This window comes from Streptomyces sp. NPDC091416 (assembly GCF_044756845.1).
Taxonomy (GTDB): Bacteria; Actinomycetota; Actinomycetes; order Streptomycetales; family Streptomycetaceae; genus Streptomyces.
In genome coordinates this window covers 202,047-221,993 of record NZ_JBIVTU010000008.1, presented here as the reverse complement: position 1 = coordinate 221,993, position 19,947 = coordinate 202,047, and the positions used below count along the sequence as shown (strand labels likewise).

General features: G+C 72.6%; 17 protein-coding genes and 1 tRNA gene. 15 read left to right on the top strand and 3 right to left on the bottom strand.

Features of this window, described 5'->3' with window-relative positions; all coding sequences use genetic code 11:
- Window positions 1-117: 117 nt before the first annotated feature.
- Window positions 118-651 carry an EF-hand domain-containing protein gene (locus tag ACIQMX_RS24280; RefSeq protein ID WP_402481415.1) on the bottom strand — a complete coding sequence of 178 codons (534 nt, stop codon included), beginning with the start codon at window positions 649-651 and terminating at the stop codon, window positions 118-120.
- Window positions 652-1,150: 499 nt separating this feature from the next.
- Here ACIQMX_RS24280 and ACIQMX_RS24275 point away from each other — a divergent pair, with 499 nt between their 5' ends.
- The 8 genes from ACIQMX_RS24275 to ACIQMX_RS24240 all read left to right on the top strand — a co-directional run bounded on the left by ACIQMX_RS24275 (window position 1,151) and on the right by ACIQMX_RS24240 (window position 8,014).
- Window positions 1,151-1,852: a hypothetical protein gene (locus ACIQMX_RS24275; protein WP_402481010.1), complete on the top strand. Its 702-nt coding sequence runs from the start codon at window positions 1,151-1,153 to the stop codon at window positions 1,850-1,852.
- A 7-nt stretch (window positions 1,853-1,859) separates the two neighbouring features.
- Complete coding sequence (locus tag ACIQMX_RS24270) at window positions 1,860-2,495, top strand: MauE/DoxX family redox-associated membrane protein (protein ID WP_402481008.1); 636 nt, start codon at window positions 1,860-1,862, stop codon at window positions 2,493-2,495.
- A complete protein-coding gene (locus tag ACIQMX_RS24265) occupies window positions 2,471-3,019 on the top strand; it encodes a hypothetical protein (protein ID WP_402481005.1) in 549 nt (182 codons plus the stop codon). Before ACIQMX_RS24270 ends, ACIQMX_RS24265 begins: the two co-directional genes overlap by 25 nt.
- Window positions 3,016-3,939 carry a peptidoglycan-binding protein gene (locus ACIQMX_RS24260; protein WP_402481003.1) on the top strand — a complete coding sequence of 308 codons (924 nt, stop codon included), beginning with the start codon at window positions 3,016-3,018 and terminating at the stop codon, window positions 3,937-3,939. The genes ACIQMX_RS24265 and ACIQMX_RS24260 overlap by 4 nt, the downstream gene beginning before the upstream one ends.
- The gene (locus ACIQMX_RS24255; protein ID WP_402481001.1) at window positions 3,940-4,128 is read left to right on the top strand and encodes a hypothetical protein; all 189 of its coding nucleotides are present in this window, start codon (window positions 3,940-3,942) and stop codon (window positions 4,126-4,128) included.
- A 72-nt stretch (window positions 4,129-4,200) separates the two neighbouring features.
- Window positions 4,201-4,704, top strand: a complete 504-nt coding sequence (locus tag ACIQMX_RS24250) for a hypothetical protein (protein WP_363073588.1) — start codon at window positions 4,201-4,203, stop codon at window positions 4,702-4,704.
- A gap of 588 nt (window positions 4,705-5,292) precedes the next feature.
- Complete coding sequence (locus tag ACIQMX_RS24245; protein WP_363073590.1) at window positions 5,293-7,041, top strand: glycoside hydrolase domain-containing protein; 1,749 nt, start codon at window positions 5,293-5,295, stop codon at window positions 7,039-7,041.
- Window positions 7,042-7,075: 34 nt separating this feature from the next.
- Window positions 7,076-8,014: a penicillin-insensitive murein endopeptidase gene (locus ACIQMX_RS24240; protein WP_402480998.1), complete on the top strand. Its 939-nt coding sequence runs from the start codon at window positions 7,076-7,078 to the stop codon at window positions 8,012-8,014.
- Between the two features lie 55 nt (window positions 8,015-8,069).
- Here ACIQMX_RS24240 and selD read toward each other — a convergent pair whose 3' ends face one another.
- The gene (selD, locus tag ACIQMX_RS24235) at window positions 8,070-9,113 is read right to left on the bottom strand and encodes a selenide, water dikinase SelD (RefSeq protein WP_402480995.1); all 1,044 of its coding nucleotides are present in this window, start codon (window positions 9,111-9,113) and stop codon (window positions 8,070-8,072) included.
- Window positions 9,114-9,169: 56 nt separating this feature from the next.
- Here selD and ACIQMX_RS24230 point away from each other — a divergent pair.
- The 7 genes from ACIQMX_RS24230 (at window position 9,170) to ACIQMX_RS24200 (ending at window position 18,831) form a co-directional block, all read left to right on the top strand.
- Window positions 9,170-9,263 (top strand) — tRNA-Sec (locus tag ACIQMX_RS24230).
- 68 nt (window positions 9,264-9,331) lie between these two features.
- The gene (gene selA / locus ACIQMX_RS24225) at window positions 9,332-10,606 is read left to right on the top strand and encodes an L-seryl-tRNA(Sec) selenium transferase (protein ID WP_402480993.1); all 1,275 of its coding nucleotides are present in this window, start codon (window positions 9,332-9,334) and stop codon (window positions 10,604-10,606) included.
- Between the two features lie 2 nt (window positions 10,607-10,608).
- Window positions 10,609-12,396, top strand: coding sequence for a selenocysteine-specific translation elongation factor (selB, locus tag ACIQMX_RS24220; RefSeq protein WP_402480990.1), 1,788 nt, complete (start codon window positions 10,609-10,611; stop codon window positions 12,394-12,396).
- A gap of 585 nt (window positions 12,397-12,981) precedes the next feature.
- Complete coding sequence (locus ACIQMX_RS24215) at window positions 12,982-13,725, top strand: IPT/TIG domain-containing protein (RefSeq protein WP_402480988.1); 744 nt, start codon at window positions 12,982-12,984, stop codon at window positions 13,723-13,725.
- A 157-nt stretch (window positions 13,726-13,882) separates the two neighbouring features.
- Window positions 13,883-14,641 carry an IPT/TIG domain-containing protein gene (locus ACIQMX_RS24210; RefSeq protein WP_363073602.1) on the top strand — a complete coding sequence of 253 codons (759 nt, stop codon included), beginning with the start codon at window positions 13,883-13,885 and terminating at the stop codon, window positions 14,639-14,641.
- A 271-nt stretch (window positions 14,642-14,912) separates the two neighbouring features.
- Window positions 14,913-15,410, top strand: coding sequence for an Ig-like domain-containing protein (locus ACIQMX_RS24205; protein ID WP_402480985.1), 498 nt, complete (start codon window positions 14,913-14,915; stop codon window positions 15,408-15,410).
- Between the two features lie 1,396 nt (window positions 15,411-16,806).
- On the top strand, window positions 16,807-18,831 hold the full coding sequence (locus ACIQMX_RS24200; protein WP_402481412.1) for a beta-N-acetylglucosaminidase domain-containing protein: 2,025 nt from the start codon (window positions 16,807-16,809) through the stop codon (window positions 18,829-18,831).
- Between the two features lie 256 nt (window positions 18,832-19,087).
- Here ACIQMX_RS24200 and ACIQMX_RS24195 read toward each other — a convergent pair whose 3' ends face one another.
- Window positions 19,088-19,927 carry a helix-turn-helix domain-containing protein gene (locus ACIQMX_RS24195; protein ID WP_402480982.1) on the bottom strand — a complete coding sequence of 280 codons (840 nt, stop codon included), beginning with the start codon at window positions 19,925-19,927 and terminating at the stop codon, window positions 19,088-19,090.
- Window positions 19,928-19,947 lie beyond the last annotated feature (20 nt).

Below are 19,947 nucleotides of genomic sequence, written 5' to 3'. Positions count from 1 at the left end.
GCGGAGATCGTCCGCCTCCGATGCCCGCGCGCACGAGGAGGAGCCGGGTGTCCGTGCCGGCGTTCGGCGTTCCGTGACAGCCGGCGCCGCCACGGAACGCCCGACGTCCGGGCCGGGTCAGACGGCCCGGACAGCCACCAGCTGGTCAGCCGGAATCCCGCCCATGTCCGGGGCGTAGTAGTCCTCGATGCCCCTGGCCCACGTGGTCACGGTGATGCGGTCCTCGGCGTCCGGGCCGAAGGCGTCGAAGAGTGCGTGGATGTTCGCCTCGGCGAAGCCGATCGCCGTCATCAGCGAGACGAAGAGCGGGCGCTCGATCAGTCCGTCCCCGTCGGGGTCGCCGAGTACGGCGAGCGCCTCGGCGAACTCGGTGATCGTGGGACCGAAGCGCTCGGGGTCGAGCACGAACGGACGGAACTCGTCGACGGAGATCACCCCGTCGCCGTTGGCGTCCAGCTCGGTGGCCAGCGTGGTCCAGTACCGGCGGAACGCGGCTCGGATGGCCTCCCTGGCGCCGTCGTCCGAGGCGACCGCAACCTCCAGGACACGTCCCGTCATGAGGTCGAAGTCCTCGGAGTCGAGGACCCCGTTGCCGTTGGCGTCGAAGAGGGAGAAGACCAGCTCGGCCCTCTCGGTGGCCTCGGTTCGCATGTGCGTCACCTGTCTCCTGCGGTCCGTGCATCCCGGACTCGGCTGAATGCGTGCTTCTACGTAACCTCCTGGGGAGGCAGGCGTGACGGTGGGGAGACCTTCGCTACCAGAAGGAGTGAGTCCGCCGACAACCAGTTCGTGCGGCAGGGCCCGGACATCTCGTGCCGTCGGCCCCGGACATCTCGTGCCGCCGGACCGCCGCAGCCGGTGAAGCCAGGCTGTGGAACACGGGTGCCGGCCGGGGCTTGCCGCGGCTCTTCGGCCCTCCGGTTTCCGCGCCCGGTTCGAGGGGGAGGACGGCCACGGGGGACGGGCCCGGGGTGTGCGCGGCAACCCGGACAGGCGGTATCCCCGCGCTGAAGCAGCGGTGGGGGACGACGCGCGCGCAGTGGCTGATCCGGAGTGGTCGGGCGCCCCGTGATTGACAGGGGCATGACTTGTGTCTAGTTTCCTCAGCGGCTGCGGTGTCACATCGGACCCCCGCCCCGGGAGGATGCACATGGCCGCATCGTTCGTCACTCATCGCGCGCTCGATGGCGGGACGTATCACCTGGAGGGCGACATCGACCTCCGGGAGCCGTGCACTTCGGCGGTCGAGGTGGTGGCCGGTGGCCGGCTGGTCGAATTCACCGCCGGGCCGGCTTCGCTGGGGGATGATGTCGCCGCCTCCCTGGGTGTCGGGTCGCCGGAGTCCGAGCTCACGTTCCAGAAGGGCACGCTGCGCGTTTTCCGGTCGGTCGAACGCGAGCCGCGCTCGGGGCTCGTGGAGCGGCCGTCGCTCGTCGTGTGGTGTGGCGAGCGCCATTCACTCGTGACCCGGCTGTACGGCATGGGCGTGGCCGAGGTGCTCGGGCTGCTCCGGTCCGTGCGTATCGCGGAGAGCGAGTACGGGGTCACCCTCCAGCCGGACCCCTCGGCCGGAAGCGCCTTCGCGCGTCCCGCGACGCTGGTCAAGGAGGTGCCCGGCCTCGGACTGCTGGAGCTGTCGCGGCGCACGAAGGAGCACACCGCCCAGCTCCCGCCCTGGAAGGGCGTGGCGGTCGCGTCCGGCGAGCTGTTCCGCGACACGCTCTCCGACGGCAGCCCGTTCTTCGTGCTCTCCTCCACCGCGATCTGGGCCACGGTGGTGCCTCTCGCGTCGACTCCCGTCGAGAAGGTGCCCGAACTCGTCGGGCGACTCACGCTGCGGCACACCGGGTGATCCGCCGGTGACCGGTTTCTGGGGCGGCCTGACCGCCTCCGTCGTCGTCCTGACCCTGCTCATGGGTGCGGGCTCCCACGCCGTCAGCCCGGCTGCCCTGGGCGACGCGCTGTGGGCGCACGGCGTGCTGGGCCCGCGGGTCCGCCGGTCGGCCGCCGCCGTGCTGCCGGTCGCGGAGGGTCTCCTCGGGGCGGCGGGCGCGACCGCGCTCCTCACGGGGCACCAGCGGGGGCTGCGGACCGTGCTCGTCGCGGGGGCCGTCCTCTTCGGGTTCTACGCCGCCTACACGCGGCACGTCCTCGCCCTCGGCCGCGGCGGGCCGTGCGGCTGTTCCGGACAGGATGTGCCCCTGAGCCGCTGGGTGACCCGACGGGCCGTGGCCCTCGCCGTGCTCGCGATCAGCGGTGCGGCCGCGGCCGGGGCCGGCCCCGGCCGGTTCTCCACGGCGGAGCTGGTCACGCTGGCGCTCGCGGCCCCCGCCTGCACAACTCTGCTGTGGTACCTGCCCGCTGCCATGCACGAGCCGACCGCAGCCTCCGTCCACCTGTCAACGAGGGCCACTGCTCACCAGCAGACCAAGACCACCGTGCACCGGACCGCCGAAGGAGTGCCAACGCGATGGACTTCACCACCAGCGCCCTGATTGCCTCGTGGGCGGCGATCGCGCTGCTCGCGCTGGTCGTCTCGGGGCTGATCAGGCAGGTGCACCAGCTGTCACGCACGCGGCCGCACCCTCCTGGGCGCATGGGCATCGCCCCGGGCGCGCACGCTCCGGGCCTCGATGCGGCCCGGCCCGGTCCCGCAGGACTCGACGGCCTCCTGGCACCGGGCCGCGCCGCGCTCCTGCTCTTCCTCGACGCGGACTGCCGCACCTGCGGCCAGGTGCTCGCCGAGGCCGGTGCCTGGACGGCCCGCCAGGGCGACGCGACGGGCCCGCAGGTGCTCGGGCTCTACGCGGGCGCCGGACCGCAGGCCGGTGAGGGAGCCGTCCCGGTCAGGGACCACCGGCCGGAGCTGTTCACGGCCTACGACATCCCCGCCACCCCCTACGCGGTGGCCATCGATCCGGAACTCTGGATCGTGCGTTCCGAGCCACTCGGTTCACCCACCGCGCTGCTGCGGCTGCTCGACGACATCGCACCCGCAACGCCGAGGAGCCGGCCATGACCTCACTGGACGACGTGCCCACACTGCGCCGCGCAGGGAGCGGCGGCCGCCGCCGCTCCTGGACCGGGCGCGGGGCGGCCCTCCCCTCCTTCGCACCGTCCCGGCGCACCGTGCTGCAGGCGGCGACCGCCGCGGGCTTCGCCGCGCTGGGAGTGTTCTCCGCGGCCCGGGAGGCGTACGCCGACGGGTACGACATCTGGACCGGTGCGTGCCCCAGTTACGCCGCGGACCACAACTGCTCCCCGGGCTGCGGGCCCAGCACCATCTATGCCGACGCGTGCGTGACCTCGGGGACGAACACCGGCTTCCACCGGACGGACGGAGTCACCTGGACCCTGCGGCCCAACCAGTGCTACGCCGGTACCTACGACGGCTGGCTGTGGCGCTACAGCGCGGCCTGCGGCAGTTGCGGCTGCGGCATCGAACGGCGGTGCCACGACGGGTACCGCAACACCGGCTCCGGCTGGGTGAAGTCCATCTGCCGCTGGACCACCGACTGCGACTGCCCCGGCTCCGTCACCTGGCCGGCCGTCGCCCGCGGCGCCACCGGACCCGACGTCTTCACCATCCAGCATCTGCTCACCCAGCACGGTCATCCCACGGATGCCGACGGCATCTTCGGGGTGGACACCGAGGCGCAGACCGAGGCGTTCCAGTCGGCGAACGGACTCAGTCCCACGGGCAGCGTCAGCGCGGCGACCTGGCCGGTCCTGGTGGTCACCGTGCGTCAGGGCGATGTGAGCGATGCCGTACGGGGCGCGCAGCGGCAGCTCAACAAGCACGGTTCCGCGCTGACCGTCGACGGCAACTTCGGGACGCTCAGCCGGCAGGCCGTCGTCTCGTTCCAGTCCCTGCACGGCCTGAGTGCCGACGGGGTGGTCGGCCCGAACACCTGGCTCACACTGACCGGGACGGCCTAGATGAGCGAGCCCGTCCGTCCTGCGAGCCGGCCGGCCGGCGCCCGTGCCGTACGGGCGCTGCTCACCGACCCCGTTCTGCCCGTGGCGGCCCTGGCGATCGCGATGATCGCGGCAGTCCTCCACGCCCCGGTGCTGACCTGGGCGGTCACCGGCGGTCTGGCCGGCTACTCGCTGTCCGGCTCCGTTTGAACGCGTAACAGCGCTTTCGCGCTGGCCTCGCCAGGTTGGCGGGCAACATACAGGCAGGCGCTGGTTCTCGGCGTGTTCACCTGCGGTCTGCTGGCCGGCGGGTTGCTTTCGGCCGGGGTGCTGTGGCTCGTGTCCGGTCTCTTCACACCGCTTCCGGCCGGCGTGCGGCAAGGACTGATCGTGGCCGTCGCGCTGCTGGCCGCGCTGCGCGACGCGGGCAGGCTGTCGCTGCGGCTGCCGCAGAACGCCCGGCAGATACCGCAGGACGTCCTGCGGCGTCATCTTGCGCGCGGAGCACTGCAGTTCGGCTTCGAACTCGGTACGGGTGTGCGCACCTACGTCTCGGCGAGCGCGCCGTACGCGATCGCGGTAGCGGTTCTCCTGTCCGGGGGCTCCTACGCGCCCGCGCTGGCCGCCGGACTCGGCTTCGGAGCCGGCCGGGCACTCACCCCGGTCCTGCGCAGGCTCTCCGGAGACGGAGAGCGCTGGGACGACCGGCTCGCGCTGCGGCTCAGCGGCATGACCGTCGTGTGCTCCGCGCTGATCGCCGTTGCCGCCTGCGGGGTCGGGCGGTAGGGGCTTCGTCCTGCCTCGTGCCGGTCCGGCCGGGCAGGAGCCGTACGCCCCGCCGCACCGGGTGCCGCCCGCGGGAGGGGCCTGCCGCAGGTCTGGTCCTGTGGCGGCTGAGGATGGTGTGGACACGTCATGGAGGGCCGGGTCAGACTCGCCTCAGCCCTTGAGCGGGGAACCGGGAAGGACTCACAACGGAGGCGCCATGCTGAGGCGTGCGGCGCGGACCGCCCTGTCGTTTGATTGTCATGATCATGGCGGTGGTGATGGGAGGAGCGCCGGCCACCGCTGCCCCGGTCCGGTCGGCGGCCCGTCGTTCTGCGCGCTCGCCCGGCGGGCGCGCCCGCACGGCTCCGGCGGCATCTTCGGCCACCGCTGCCCCGACCACGACGACCGCATTCATCCGGACGGACGCGCCAGCCGCTCGTGGCCCGCCCCCAACTGCGGTGTCTGACCGCCACGTCACCACCGCCCCCGCACGGCATCCCGCCTTCCCCGGGCCGGACTCCCGCCCGGCCGCGCATTCTGTGGACGGCGCGGGGCCGAACCGCTCTCCCTCACTCTCCCCTCACGCATTCGCATAGGAGTGAACCGATGTCCTCTCGGACCCCCTGGCGCGCCCGCGCCGGAACCGCCCTGCTGGCGGTGCTCGCCGGTATCGGCGCATTCGCCACCCCCGTCCCCGCCGCGGCGGATTCCCAGCCCGAAGGCCTGCGGAGCGTCAGCTACCACGGCTACCGCATCGAGGTGCCCGCCGAATGGCAGGTGGTCGATCTGGCCGAGAACCCGCGCGCCTGCCTCCGGTTCGACAGACCCGCCGTCTACCTGGGCGAGCCCGCCGAGCAGAGCGACTGCCCCTCCGGGGTCGTCGGCCGTTCGGCGGGCATCGTCGTGGAGCCCCTCACCGCCCGCTCCGCCGGCCAGGCGACGGCCGCGACCGCGCGGACCCAGCGCGGCAAGGCCGTCGCCCCGTCCGCCGCTTCCAGCAACGACACCATCCAGATCGCGGTCGAGGACGCCGGCGTCCTCGTGACCGCCGCCCACACGGCGGAGACGGAGAACCTCGTGCGCGGCGTGCTCGCCTCCGCCGAGCTCACCGAAGGTGCCGAGCGCACCGCGCTGCCCCGCGCGGCGCAGCGCTCCGACGCCACCCCCCTGGCCGCGGCCGGGCCGCAACCCGGCAGCTACCAGGGCAAGGGCTTCGACGCCTGCGCCGCGCCCTCGCAGGCGGCGATGAACGCCTGGCAGGCGAGCTCGCCGTACAGTGCGGTCGGCGTTTACATCAGCGGATCCTTCCGCGGCTGCGCCCAGCCGAATCTGACGGCGAGCTGGGTGACCAGCCAGACGGGCAACGGGTGGCGTCTGTTCCCCATCGACGTCGGCCGCCAGGCACCCTGCACCGGCTACTCGCTGAAGATGTCCACCGACCCGGCCACGGCCAAGGCCCAGGGCGTCACCGCGGCCACCGGTGCCATCACCGCCGCTTCGAACCTCGGCATCCCGGCGGGCAGCGCCATCTACAGCGACATCGAGGCGTACACCTCCACGGCCTCCTGCAAGGCGTCCGTGCTGTCGTACCTCTCCGGCTGGACCGAACGGCTGCACAGCAGCGGCTACCTGTCGGGCTTCTACTCCAGTGCCGCCTCCGGGATCAAGGACGCCGCCGCCGAGTACAACAACGGTGCCTACACGCGCGTCGACCATCTCTTCTACGCGTGGTGGAACGGCGCAGCCGACACCAACACCGGCTCCTACGTGCCGTCCTCCTACTGGTCCGGCCACCAGCGGATCCACCAGTACGCGGGCGAGGTCACCGAGTCCTACGGCGGCTACTCGATCAACATCGACCGTGACTACCTCGACGTCGGCAACGGCTCCGCCCCCGCACCGACCTGCACGGGGGCGAACCTCGACTTCACCGCGTACACCACCGTCCAGAGCGGCTCGACCGGAGACCGGGTCAAGGCCGCCCAGTGCCTGCTGAAGGCCGCCGGCTTCGACCCGGGCACCCCCGACGGGATCTTCGGGCCCGACACGGGCGCCGCCGCCCGGAGCTTCCAGGCCGGCAAGGGGCTCACGGCGGACGGCGTGATCGGCGCGAAGACCTGGACGGCCCTGCTGTCCCGCGGATCCACCCCGACCGTCCAGAGCGGCTCGACGGGAGAGGCCGTCACCCGGCTGCAGCGCGCCCTGACCGCCGCGCTCGGCCGGACGGTGGCCATCGACGGCGTGTTCGGCCCGGGCACCGGTCAGGCCGCGCGCGACTACCAGTCCTCGCGCGGGCTGGGTGCCGACGGCATCGTCGGCCCCGCCACCTGGGGCGCCCTCCAGTCCGGAAAGTGAGCAGGCGAATGAAGAGGAATGTGAGGCAGACACGGTGAGACGACTCGCCCGCATCATCACGTTGTTCGCCGCGCTGACGGGCCTGCTCCTCGGGCTCGGCGTCCCCGCGCAGGCCTTCCCGCAGGCGGCGTTCCCGCTGACCAGCAGTGGCAACCGCGGCTCCGACGTCGTCGCGCTGCAGCACCTGCTCGCCGCGCACGGCCGCCCCGTGGCGGTGGACGGTGCCTTCGGCCCCGGCACACAGAGCGCCGTGGTGGGCTTCCAGCAGTTCAAGGGCCTGACCGCGGACGGCATCGTCGGGCCCGCCACCTGGGGCGCCCTCCTCATCACCGTCCGCCAGGGCGACAGCGGGCCCGCGGTGACGGCCCTCCAGACGCTGCTCAACGCCAAGCGGGGCGCCGGACTCACGGCCGACGGGGCGTTCGGACCCGCCACCGGCACCGCCGTCCGCACCTTCCAGTCCCACGCGGGAATCGGCGCGGACGGCGTCGTCGGGCCGGCCACCTGGCAGAACCTGCTGTGGCACTACGAGAACATCGACTTCGGCGGCACCACGATGTGCGCGCAGAGCCCCGACGGCAACGCGGGCGCCCACTGGGCGACAGCCGGCGCCGCCGGCCAACTGGAGGCCGCCGCCGCCACCTTCGCCGCCACCGGGAACGGCAGACTGCCGGTGGGCGACGCCGGCTTCGAGCACGGCGGGGACATCCCCGGCCACGGCAGCCACGAAGTCGGGATGGACATCGACGTGTGGCCCGCGCGCACGGACTCGGCGCAGTGCACCGCCGGCCGCATCACCTGGCAGTCGAGCGCGTACGACCGGGCGGCCACCCGCAGACTCGTGCAGGAGATCCGTGCGAAGGCCGTCGGCCACGTCCAGCTGATCTTCTTCAACGACCCGCAGCTGATCTCGGAAGGGCTGACCACGAGCTACGCCAACCACGACAACCACCTGCACATCCGCTACCGGTAGGGAGCCGGCCGCGGGACCCGGGCCCCGCCCGCGGACCCGCGGCCGTTCGCAGCGCTCAGCGGACCACCAGCGTGGTGCCGGCCACGGCGGGAACCAGTTCCCCGATGACCGGATGTCCGGGCACCTCACCGGCGATCAGCAGCCCGCCGGAGGTCTGTGCGTCGGCGAGCAGGTGCAGTCGGTCCTCGCCCGCCTGTCCCGCGTCGAGGTGCGGGCGCACCCATTCGAGATTGCGCAAGGTGCCGCCGCTGACGTAACCGGCCCGCAGGGACTCCCGGGCGCCGTCGAGTACGGGAACGGCGGCCGCGTCCACCACGGCCGTGACGCCGCTGGCCCGGGCCAGCTTGTGCAGATGGCCGAGCAGCCCGAATCCGGTCACATCGGTGGCGCACACGGCGCCGGCCGCCAGAGCGGCCGCAGAGGCCTTGTCGTTGAGCGCCGCCATGGTGGCGACGGCGTGCGCGAAGACCTCGCCGGTCCGCTTGTGGCGGTTGTTGAGTATCCCGACGCCCAGCGGCTTGGTCAGGGTCAGGGGCACCCCGGGCCGCCCCGCGTCGTTGCGCAGCAGCCGGTCCGGATCCACCAGGCCGGTCACGGCCATTCCGTAGAGCGGTTCCGGGCTGTCGATGCTGTGGCCGCCGCCGACGAAGCAGCCGGCGCCGCGGGCGACTTCGAGGGCGCCCGCCAAGACCTCCCGGGCCAGTTCCGCGGGCAGGACGTCGCGGGGCCAGCCCAGCAGATTCAGCCCGACGACGGGCCGGCCGCCCATCGCGTAGACGTCGGACAGGGCGTTGGCCGCGGCGATCCGGCCCCAGTCGCGGGCGTCGTCGACGACGGGCGTGAAGAAGTCGGCCGTCGACACCAGGGCGGTGCCGTCACCGGTGAGCACCACCGCTGCGTCGTCACCGTCGTCGAGTCCGACCAGCAGCCGGTCCTCGTCCCCGCCGAGGGCCTGTCCGGGATCCCGGGGCGGCAGCAGTCCCGCGACCATCGCCTCCAGTTCCCCCGGAGGAATCTTGCACGCGCAGCCGCCGCCGTGCGCGAACTGGGTCAGCCGTACGGGCGCAGCCGGTACGGCGGTCGGGCCAACTGGCTTCATACGGCGATCATTTCACCTCTTGCCCCAGCAGTGTGCGGGGACCACAATCTTGCTCCGGAGGCGTTGGGCGGGCTGGTGCCCCTCCCGATCTTCAAAATCGGTGTGGTCCGGGAACCGGGCCAGGCGGGTTCGATTCCCGTCCGCCTCCGCTGACTTCGATCGGGGTGGCACGGGTGGCGGACAGGTCGGACGAGCCGCCTGCGGACATCCGGAGGCAGGTGCCGAGCACCACGGTCCTCCTCGGCGACCCCCGCCTGGGCGAGGCGTCCGCACGGCTGGGCAGGTCCGTCGTCAAGGCCGCGGTCGGCGCCGCCCAGCAGCTCGTACGCGAAGGACGGATCTGCCCGGGCGACGCGGTCCGGGCCGCACTCGCCGCGCTCCCCGCGCACACGGGCGCACTGAGCCCCGTGCACAACGCCACCGGCGTCGTACTGCACACCAATCTGGGACGGGCCCCGCTGTCGCCGTCCGCGCGGGAGGCCATGGCGGCGGCAGGCGGATACACGGACGTCGAGCTGGACCTGAAAACCGGCAGACGGGCGCCACGCGGCCGCGGCGCCATGGCCGCCCTGCGGGAAGCGGTGCCCGCCGCGGAGGCCGTGCACGTGGTCAACAACGGAGCCGCAGCCCTGGCCCTCGCGGCGGTGACGCTGGCCCCGGGACGCGACATCCTGCTCAGCCGGGGCGAGTTCGTCGAGATCGGCGACGGGTTCCGGATCCCCGAACTGCTGGTCTCCTGCGGCGCACGGATACGCGAGGTCGGCACCACCAACCGGACCCGTCTGCGCGACTACGCGGACGCCGCGGGCCCCGACACCGGCTTCATCCTCAAGGTCCACCCGTCGAACTTCACGGTGAGCGGCTTCACCGGTGGAGTCGGGCCCGGGGAGCTGGCTTCCCTCGGCCTTCCCGTCGTCGTCGACATCGGCTCCGGCCTCCTCGCTCCCGACCCGGTGCTGCCGGACGAGCCCGACGCGGCCACGGCCCTGCGCGCCGGGGCCACCCTGGTCACGGCCAGCGGTGACAAGCTGCTCGGCGGGCCGCAGGCCGGGCTGGTCCTCGGCGAGGCCGCCGTCGTGGAACGGATGCGGCGCCATCCACTGGCCCGGGCCCTGCGCGTGGACAAGTTCACCCTGGCCGCCCTGGAAGCGACACTGCGCGGCCCCGAGCCACCCGTGCGCGCAGCCGTGCGCATGCCGCTGCCGCAGCTGCGCGTCCGCACGCAGCGCCTGGCCGAGGACGCCGTCCGCCGAGGCCTGGACGCGCGCGTCGTACCCCACGATGCGGTGGTCGGAGGAGGCGGCGCGCCCGGGACCGTTCTGCCGTCCTGTGCGCTCAGCGTCCCCGACCACCTGGCCGAAGCCCTGCGCACCGGTGAACCGGCCGTGCTCGGGCGGGTGGTGCGCGGCCGGCTGCTGCTGGACCTCCGGTGCGTTCCGGAGGAGTCCGACGGCGAGATCCTCGCCGCGGTGCTGCGCGCGGCGGGGCGGTGACCATGCGGGTCATCGCGACGGCCGGGCACGTCGACCACGGCAAGAGCACACTGATCCACACGCTGACCGGCACCCACCCCGACCGGCTGGCGGAGGAACGACGCCGTGGCCTGACCATCGACCTGGGCTTCGCATGGACTGATCTGCCATCGGGTGAACGGCTGGCGTTCGTCGACGTCCCGGGACACGAGCGGTTCGTCCCCACCATGCTGGCCGGGGTGGGACCCGTGCCGGCGGTGCTGTTCGTCGTCGCCGCCGACGAGGGGTGGAAGCCCCAGTCCGCCGAACACCTCGCAGCCGTGGACGCGCTCGGCGTACGGCACGGACTGCTCGTCATCACCCGTAGCGATGTGGCCGACCCCGGTCCGGCCATGGTGCAGGCACGGGACCGGATCCGGTCCAGCACCCTCGGCAGCGTCGGAGCCGTGGCCGTCAGCGCCCGCACCGGCGCGGGAATCGCCGACCTGCGCGCCGCCCTCGACCGGCTCGTCGCGCGGCTGCCGGACGAGGACACCGAATCCCCCGTGCGGCTGTGGATCGACCGGGCCTTCACCGTGCGCGGCAGCGGGCTGGTGGTCACCGGCACCCTCGGGGCGGGGCGGATCCGCAGGGGCGACGTCCTGGTGACCGCACGCTCCGGCTGCCCCGTCCGCGTCAGAGGACTGCAGGCCCTCGGCGAGGAGACGGACGTGGCACGGGCGACCGCCCGCGTCGCCGTCAACCTCCGAGGCCTCGACAAGGAGGCGACGGGCCGTGGTGACGCCCTGCTCACACCCGACGGTTTCCTGCCCTGCCTGAGCTGCGACGTGCGCGTACACGGCGGAACGCCTGCCACGGAACTTCCCCGCACCGCTGTCGCCCACCTCGGCTCGGCGGCCGTGCCGGTGCGCGTACGGCCGCTCGGTCCGGACCTCGTCCGCCTGACCCTGGAAAAGCCGCTGCCGCTGCGCATCGGTGACCGCGCGGTGCTGCGCGATCCCGGCCTGCGACGGGTGCTCGCCGGCCTGACGGTGCTCGACCCCCGGCCACCGGAGCTGCGGCGCCGCGGCGCGGCTGCCCGGCGGGCCGCGGAGCTGGACGACGCCCACGGCGCACCGGCCGAGGCCGCCGAGCTGCGGCGCCGGCTGCTGGTCAGGCGCAGCGAGTTGACCGCGATGGGGGTGGCCGTACACACCGCGCCCGTCGTGGGGGACTGGCTCGCCGACCCTGCACACTGGACCGCCCTGCGCACCCGGCTGGCCGAACTGGTGGCGGCGTACCTCTCCGAGCGGCCCACCGAGGACGGCATACCGGTGGAGGCCGCCCGGCATCGTCTGGGGCTGCCCGCGGTCTCCCTCGTGGAGGCGCTGGTCACGCCGCCCCTGCGGATGAGCCGCGGACGCGTGAGCGCCGGACCCGCGGCACAGCCGGCCTCCGTGACGGACGCGGTACTCCGGCTCACCGCTGAACTCGACGGGCGGCCCTTCGCCGCTCCTCACGCCCAGCGGCTCGCGGAACTCGGCTTCGGCCGCCGAGAGCTCGCCGCGGCGGTCCGCCACGGAGCGGTACTGCGGCTCGCGGAGCACGTGGTGCTGCTGCCGGACGCCCCCCGGCTGGCGGCCGACCGGCTGAGCGGACTCGACCAACCGTTCACCGTGGGAACGGCGAGCCGCGCCCTGGGCGCCACCCGACGCGTCACCGTTCCCCTGCTGGAGCACTGCGACGGTCTGGGCATCACCCAGGTGCTTCCTGACAAGCGCCGCCGGTGCGCGCACCCGCGGCGGCCGGCGCCGGTCACCGCATCACCCTGATCGCACGGACGGCGGCCTTCGACGGCGGGCAAGCCGAAGCCGGGTGAAGGCGGCGAGGATCCGCCGGGTCCGGGTGGTCGGCGGCCAGATGGCTGCGGATCCTCGGGCCGGTCGGGAGCAGGGCCTGTCCGGACAGGCGGAAGGTGTGCTGCTCGTCGTCGAGGCGCCGCGTGAATGCCCAACGGGGCAGGCCGAGTTCATGACCGCGCGCGGCCGTTCGCCCAGCGCCTCCGCCCAAGGACCCAGCGCCTCCGCCCAAGGACCCAGTGGTGGCCGTGTACCACTGGAACGTGCGCCACCGTACGCCCGGCGCGCTCCGCCAAATGGTTGATACCGCGTCAATTCCCCTGGCGCAGGAATCACTCTGATGGGTCAATTCAGGTGTCTGCACCAACGGGCGGCGGTCCATCGGATCCTCGCGGACAGACCTCCTTCCGGGACTGCACGCGTCCCACCCGGACGGGGCCTCCGCACATCCTGCCTGCCGGCGGCCGGACGAGCAGGCCCGGGCCGGTCCGGGGCCTCCGTGGACCGGAACATCCAGTCACCGCTCGGAGAAGACTTCCGAGTGAGGAGGAATCCCTCATGCCCATCAGTCCCAACCAAGGTTCCACCAGCGGCGGAACGACCGTCACCATCACCGGCGTGAACCTGGCGGGTGCCACCGCCGTCCACTTCGGTTCCAGGACGGCCACGATCACCTCGAACACCCCGACCTCGATCACCGTCATCGCCCCTGCGGGCTGCGGCGTCGCCGATGTCAACGTGACGACCGCGGGAGGGACGAGCAACTCGCTCTCCTTCTTCTACATCAGCCCGCCCATTGCGGTGTTCATCGATCCGGGAGCCGGTCCGACCGCGGGCGGCAACGCGGTCACCGTCAACGGCTACGGCCTCTCCACGGCCACCACCGTGTCCTTCGGCTCCAACGGCGCAACCCCGACCGTCGTGTCGGACAGCCAGCTGTCGGTGATCGTTCCGGCCGGCAGCTCCAGCGGTTCCGTCGATGTCACCGTCACCACCGCCGGGGGGACGACCGCCCCGCTCGTCTACGCCTATGCCGACGCGCCGGCACTCGTCTCGCTCACACCCGCGTCGGGGCCGACGCCCGGAGGCACTTCGGTGACCGTGAACGGCACCGGTCTGGCGTTCACCACGGGCGTCACCTTCGGCGGCACCCCCGCATCCTTCGCCGTGCTGAACAACACCACGCTGGTGGCCTTCACCCCTCCCGGCGCCACGGGTTCCGTCGACGTCGTCGTGACAACCGTGGGCGGTAGCGCCACCCTCAGCGACGGCTTCACCTATGTGTCCGGCCCCGGCATCTGACGGTGCCCCGGACACACGGCCACTCACGGCCCCGGTCCGCTGCGTGCACCGGGGCCGTGCCCGGCGGAAGCGGGGCGCGGCTCGCCTGCGTAGCCCTCACCGCTTCCGCGCCCCCGTTCGCGGCCCAGCCGGGCCGACCACACTCCCTGGAGTCACCGTGGCCCCTCCCGTCCTCACGTCGGTCGTACCCCACACGGGTCCGGCGGCGGGCACGAATCCCGTGACCCTCAACGGAAGCCAGTTCACCGGCGCCATCGCCGTCACGTTCGGATCCGCGGCCGCCCTGTCGTACACGGTCAGCACACCGTCGACGATCACGGCGACGGTCCCGCCCGGAACCGGAACGGTCAACGTCACCGTGCGCACACCCGGCGGCCTCAGCAACACGATCCCCTACACCTACGCACCCACCCCGTCCCTCAGCGCGATCGCGCCCGACCGGGGCCCGACGTCCGGCGGGACCGGCGTGATCCTCACCGGCACCGGCCTGACCGGGACCACCGCCGTCACGTTCGGCAGCACCCCCGCGACCTCGTTCACCGTCAACTCCGCCACTCAGATCACCGCGGTCACACCGCCCGGCACCGGATCCGTCGCATGCACCGTCACCGGCCCCGGCGGCACCAGCAACTCCCTCGTCTACACCTATCTGACGGCACCGGCGCTCACCGCGCTCGTGCCCGCGCAGGGGCCGACGAGCGCCGGTGCCTCCGTGACGCTGACAGGAACCGGTCTGACCACGACCTCCGCGGTCAGCTTCGGTGCCGCACCGGCGGCCTTCACCGTGGTGTCGGACACGACTGTGTTCGCGATCGCCCCGGCGGGTCCGGCGGGTCCGGTGCTGGTGAGCGTCACCACGTCGGGCGGCACCAGCAACTCGCTCGCCTACCAGCGCGTCGCGCCTCCCGCGATCTGAGGGCTGCCCCGCCAGGAACTGCGGGACAGCCCTCAGGGCCGCGGCAGGCAATGTTTGCTCCGCCCACACCTGGCCCGCCGTGGCACCGGCCAGTCGCCCCGGTGCCATCGGCCCGCGCCTCCGGCCCGCTCCGGCGCATTCGAGCGAGTCGATGACTCAGGTGGCTTCGCCGGGACACGCGCCTACCGCACATGCCGTCAAAAGCGGCCTATGGTCACGCTCCGAACGGTCGGGCGAACCCGCCTGACGATCAGACCGAGGAGGCTCCTCAGTGAAAGCGTGTCTTGCGCGTAAGGCCGGAATCGTGGTCGCCGTGGCGGCGGCCACGGTGCTGTCCCTCGCTCCGTCGGCTGCGGCCGCCGATCCGTCGTCGACCACGCTCCAGGCCACGCCCTCCTCGGCTGTGACCGGGCAGTTGGTGACCCTCGACGCGACGGTGACCTGCAGCTCGGACCCGAGCGGCGGCCTCGGCGTGTCGTTCTTCGACGGCTCGGACCTCCTGGCGACCGCACCCGTCTCCGCCGACGGACACGCCTCGCTGACCACCGGTTTCACGACCACCGGAACGCGCACCGTCACCGCCGCCTACAACGGCGACGACAGCTGCGGCGCCTCGAACGGCACCACCACCGTCACCGTGTCCCAGGCCCCGTCTCCGCCGGCCGGCAATCCGGGCTGCCTGTTGTGCGGGCTGATCGACTTCCACGTCGGGGACGTCCACAACGAGGTCAACGTCAACAGCAACAATGTGACGCACATCGACAAGTGAGCTCGCCCCAAGGGATGTTGGGCGCAGGCGAGGGGGAGACGCGGGCCGTGGTACCTCCCTCGCCCGTCCGCTGGACGGGCGTGGTGGCCCGAGGGATGCCAAGGGGCTTGGGGTGGGTCGGCGGAGCACGTGGGTGAGGTGTCCGGGTCGGTGTCGCGGCAAGATCGTGTGATCGCCCCAGGGGCTCCCGCGCGATCCGCCGCCGGACCGGCAACGGGATCCCACGGCGACCGGTTCACGAACTGCCGCTCCGACCCTGAAGCCGCTCTTCTCCGAACTCGTCCGACCCCGCCCGGAGAAGCGCACCCACCTCGCCGGGCGGCACCGTGGCCTGACGGACCGGTGCCGCCCGGCGAGCGCGGCGGACGCTGTCGGAACGGAGTCCGGGCGGCTCCGCCCACGGACGTCGGTCGCCGTTCCCCGCACATCACGGCATGATCGGATCGATGGGCCGAGCCGGAGCCGCCGGCCACGCGGCGTTGGACAATTCTCCTCGCGCTGCTGCGGAACAGTGGTCTCGCCCGCATCCAGAGCGCCGTCGCATGTGCTCCGTGCGGCGGGCTTCCCCTGCTCCGGCGGCGGGGAAGGTCACGGTCGGGGCAGCGGCGCAGCCGTGGCCGGCGCCTGCATCGCCCAGATGTGCGTGCAGGCGACCGGTGAAGCCGTGCCGGGGTTCGGGTCCGCCGGGCAGCGATGACGGCTGCGGCGCAGGCTGCGAGGCCCTCGGTGCCCGCTGGCCATCGGTGTCCTTGCGGGTGGCGAAGCGGCAGGAGCGAACCGCATTGCCGGCGCCGGCCTCGCAGGCGACGGACGCCATGGAGAAGCCGAGTTTCTCGTGCACGCAGGGGCGGCAGGGCGCTGTCGACGAGGACGGCGAACTCCGCTGGCACCGGGGCGGGTTGACGGTGTGCAACCACCGCCTGGCCGGGGTGCGGGAGATGGCGCTCGCCGGTGACGGCTGTGGCGCTGCGAGGAGTTCCGCGAAAGGCCGTTCGCCGCGCCGGGCCCGGTCTCTCGCTCCGGCTGTGAATGGCGGCCGGGCGCCCCGGGCGCGACCACCGCCGACGCGTGTCCGCTCATGAACTTCCGGGAAACCAAAGCTCAGGCCGATGGTCTAGACCAAAAGGTCTAGACATGGTGCGGCGCATGTGCGATTTTGATGCCCAGGCTGCACCAGGGCCTTCGCTCCTCCGTTCCAGCACCCCTGAGCTCGCGATTCTCCGATTCCTCTCCCCGACAACTGACGTCAAGGGAAAGGGAGTTGGTGCGATGTGCAGGGCGTCGCCATGCGTTCCGGGCGCGCTGCTGGAGTGGTTGAGCGCAATCGAGGACACACGCTCAGCTCCACCCATCCGCTGAAGCAGGCGGGCCGCTGTCACGAACGGCTCGACTGCGCATTGATCGGAGAGCCTTGAAGAGATCTCGTCGTCTGGTAAGAGCATCACTCCTGGTTGCCGCGCTCGGCGCGAGCCAACTCGGGCTGGGGCCGTTGGCCAGTGCCGATACCGGACCCGCCGCAGCCTCCGCCCGGCCTCCCCTCCCCACCGTCTCGCCCACACCGCAGTCGATCGCCCGGGTGGATGCTGACATCGTTGTCACCGGGCGAGCGGTGATTGTGGCGGACGCCGGCACCGACCCCGCGGCGCGGGAACGGCTCGTCCGGGAGTTGCGCGCCCACGGCGTACGCCGCGTCGACACCGTAGCCCCCGGCGCGAGATCCGCCCCAGGGCTGCTGACCGTGCGTCTGGGGGCCGCATCGCGGCCCGACATCGCCGGTGGACTCGGGGACACGCCGGTGCCCGGCCAGGGCGAGGGGTACGCCCTGCAGGTCACCTCCCACGGTCCGCACAAGGAGGTGGCCCTCGGCGGCGCCGACGCCGCAGGGCAGTTCTACGCCGTGCAGACCCTGCGCCAGCTGTTCGTCCGCTCCGCCGAAGGCTGGCGACTGGCGGGCGCCCGCGTCAGTGACCACCCCGCGATGCCGCTGCGCGGCACCATCGAAGGCTTCTACGGCCAGCCCTGGTCAGCTGCCGAGCGCCTCGATCAGATGGACTTCTACGGAGATGTCAAAGCCAATACCTACATTTACGCTCCGAAGGACGACCCGTACCACCGGGAGCAGTGGCGGCAGCCGTATCCGGCCGACAAGCTCACCGAACTCGGGGCGCTGATCGACCGTGCGAACGCCAACCACGTCCGGTTCACTTTCGCCGTCTCCCCGGGCCAATCGATCTGTTACTCCGACGCCTCCGACCTCGCGGCGCTGAAGACGAAGCTCCAGGCGGTCTACGACCTGGGTGCCCGCGCCTTCTCCATCCCGCTGGACGACATCAGTTACACCCGCTGGAACTGTGCCGCTGACCAGGCGGCCTTCGGCGCTCCCGGCCGCACGGCCGCCGCCGAGGCGCAGGTCGCACTGCTCAACGACGTTCAGCGCACCTTCGTTGCCACACACCCCGGCACCCGGCCCCTGCAGATGGTGCCCACCGAATACGGCGACCTCACCGACACCACGTACAAGCAGACTCTGCGTGCGGCACTCGACCCCGATGTCGTCGTCATGTGGACGGGTACCGACGTCGTGCCGCCCGCCATCACCAATCAGCAGGCCGACGCCGCCTCGACGCTGTTCGGACGCAAGGTGTTCGTCTGGGACAACTACCCCGTCAACGACTTCGGCGCCACCAGCGGCCGGCTGCTGCTCGCGCCGTACGACAAGCGGGAGCCGGGGCTCTCCGATCACCTGAGCGGGGTCGTCGCCAACCCCATGAACCAGCCGTACGCCAGTAAGATCGCCGTGTTCGGCGCGGCCGGCTTCGCCTGGAACGACCGTGCCTACGACGCCGGGACGAACGGTCGGCAGGCACTGTCCTACCTGGCTGCCGGTGACCCGACGGCCACGGACGCCCTGGCCGTCTTCACCGACCTGGAACACCTCGCCCCCACGTTCGGGGCGAAGCCGTGGCAGCCGCAGGCGCCCCGACTCGCCTCGCTGTTCACGCGGTTCTGGGACCGGTGGAACGCGGGCGAGCGCACGGCCGCACTGTCCGACCTGCGCTCCTACGCCGTCGCCATCGCGGACAGTCCTGCGCAGATCCGCGCAGGATCCGTGCAGGCGGGCTTCGTCGTGGACGCCAAGCCGTGGCTGGACGCCACTGACCTCTGGGGCCGTGCCCTGGTGTCGATGGTGGACGCCCTCGCTGCCCGCGTGGACGGGGAGACGGAACGGTCTCAGAGCCTGCTCGGCAGTGCCCGGACGCTGGCGCAACAGGCGGCCGCCGTACGGGTCGAGCCTGCCCGCAACCGCTGGGGAGCCGCCCCGGTGAAGGTCGCGGACGGCGTTCTGAACACCTTCCTCGGAACGGCGGGAGGCATTCTGGACCAGTGGGACGACGCCGGCCGGTCCGACATCACGCCTTGAGACATCCGGCTCGTGTGCCGGGCCCCGGCCCGTACAACTGCTGAGCAGGCAGGGCCGTGCAGCGTCGTGCTGCACGGCCGAGCGGCCGGGGTGGCGGTGGCGCCCGGCCTGTCGGTCGCCACTCCTGCCGCCCCGCCGCTCCGGCGTGTCCCTCTTGTCCGCCGCCGCGCCTCCTGCCGAAGGTGCCACGCCCATGGCGCACACCGGCGGACCGACGGCTTTGTCACCGGCAACGGCGAACGAACGCGGCGGTGTTCTACGGAACGCCCCAGCTGGAACGGAACCGGGACGGCGACATCGCGGTGAGCGCGCGGAAGCGGCGGGAGAAGTGGAGCGGATCGGCGAAGCCGACCTGACCCGCGACGTGGGCGATCGGCAGATCGGTGTACCGCAGCAGGTGCCGGGCCCGCTCCATGCGCCGGTGATCCACGTACGCGATCAGGCTCGTACCGAGCTGGGCCGAGGCGAGGTGGGCGAGGCGCGAGGACGACACACCGCCGACCCGGGCCAGGGAAGCGACCGTGTGCGGCTCGTCGAGGTGGTGGCCGACGTGTTCGAGGACCGCGCGCAGACGGGGATCCATGACCCTCTCCCGCGGGTTGGCCGTGTCGCACCACAGCAGAGCCTCTTCGACGGCGTTCATCGCGAACATCCTTTCGCGCCGCAGCCCGCCGTGGCGCGCCGCGGTGGCCCGGTCGAGCGCCCGGACGATGCGGGCGTGCACGGTCGCGTCGACGTCGATCCGGCGGATGCCGGCCGCCGGCGACGGCCAGTCGAGCAGCAGGAGCCACTCGGGACGCGGCAGGATGTGGGCCCAGCGCAGCGACCACCGGCCGCTGTCCCGGTCCGTGCCGTAGTCGTGCGGGGTTCGCGGCTCGATGACCGCCACCTGGCCGGGTGCGACGAGTACGTCCGGCCGGCCCGGCAGACACAGCTGCCCGCACCCTTCCACCGTGACCAGCACCAGCCAGTCCGCGGTGCCGCCCGGCCGGACGGTGCGGTAGGAGAGGTCCTGACCGTCCAGGCGACCCGTGACCACGGGGTCGGCCGGCTCGGTGGGGGAGCGGAGGGCATCGGGCGCGCGCTGAGCCGGCACAGCAGGATCCTCCATGGAAG

Excerpts from the sequence above, each read along its gene's own strand:
- ACIQMX_RS24280 (WP_402481415.1), bottom strand. The coding sequence starts at position 651 with ATGCGAACCGAGGCCACCGAGAGGGCCGAGCTGGTCTTCTCCCTCTTC.
- ACIQMX_RS24275 (WP_402481010.1), top strand. The coding sequence starts at position 1,151 with ATGGCCGCATCGTTCGTCACTCATCGCGCGCTCGATGGCGGGACGTAT.
- ACIQMX_RS24265 (WP_402481005.1), top strand. The coding sequence starts at position 2,471 with ATGGACTTCACCACCAGCGCCCTGATTGCCTCGTGGGCGGCGATCGCG.
- ACIQMX_RS24260 (WP_402481003.1), top strand. The coding sequence starts at position 3,016 with ATGACCTCACTGGACGACGTGCCCACACTGCGCCGCGCAGGGAGCGGC.
- ACIQMX_RS24255 (WP_402481001.1), top strand. The coding sequence starts at position 3,940 with ATGAGCGAGCCCGTCCGTCCTGCGAGCCGGCCGGCCGGCGCCCGTGCC.
- ACIQMX_RS24245 (WP_363073590.1), top strand. The coding sequence starts at position 5,293 with ATGTCCTCTCGGACCCCCTGGCGCGCCCGCGCCGGAACCGCCCTGCTG.
- selD (WP_402480995.1), bottom strand. The coding sequence starts at position 9,113 with ATGAAGCCAGTTGGCCCGACCGCCGTACCGGCTGCGCCCGTACGGCTG.
- selB (WP_402480990.1), top strand. The coding sequence starts at position 10,609 with ATGCGGGTCATCGCGACGGCCGGGCACGTCGACCACGGCAAGAGCACA.
- ACIQMX_RS24215 (WP_402480988.1), top strand. The coding sequence starts at position 12,982 with ATGCCCATCAGTCCCAACCAAGGTTCCACCAGCGGCGGAACGACCGTC.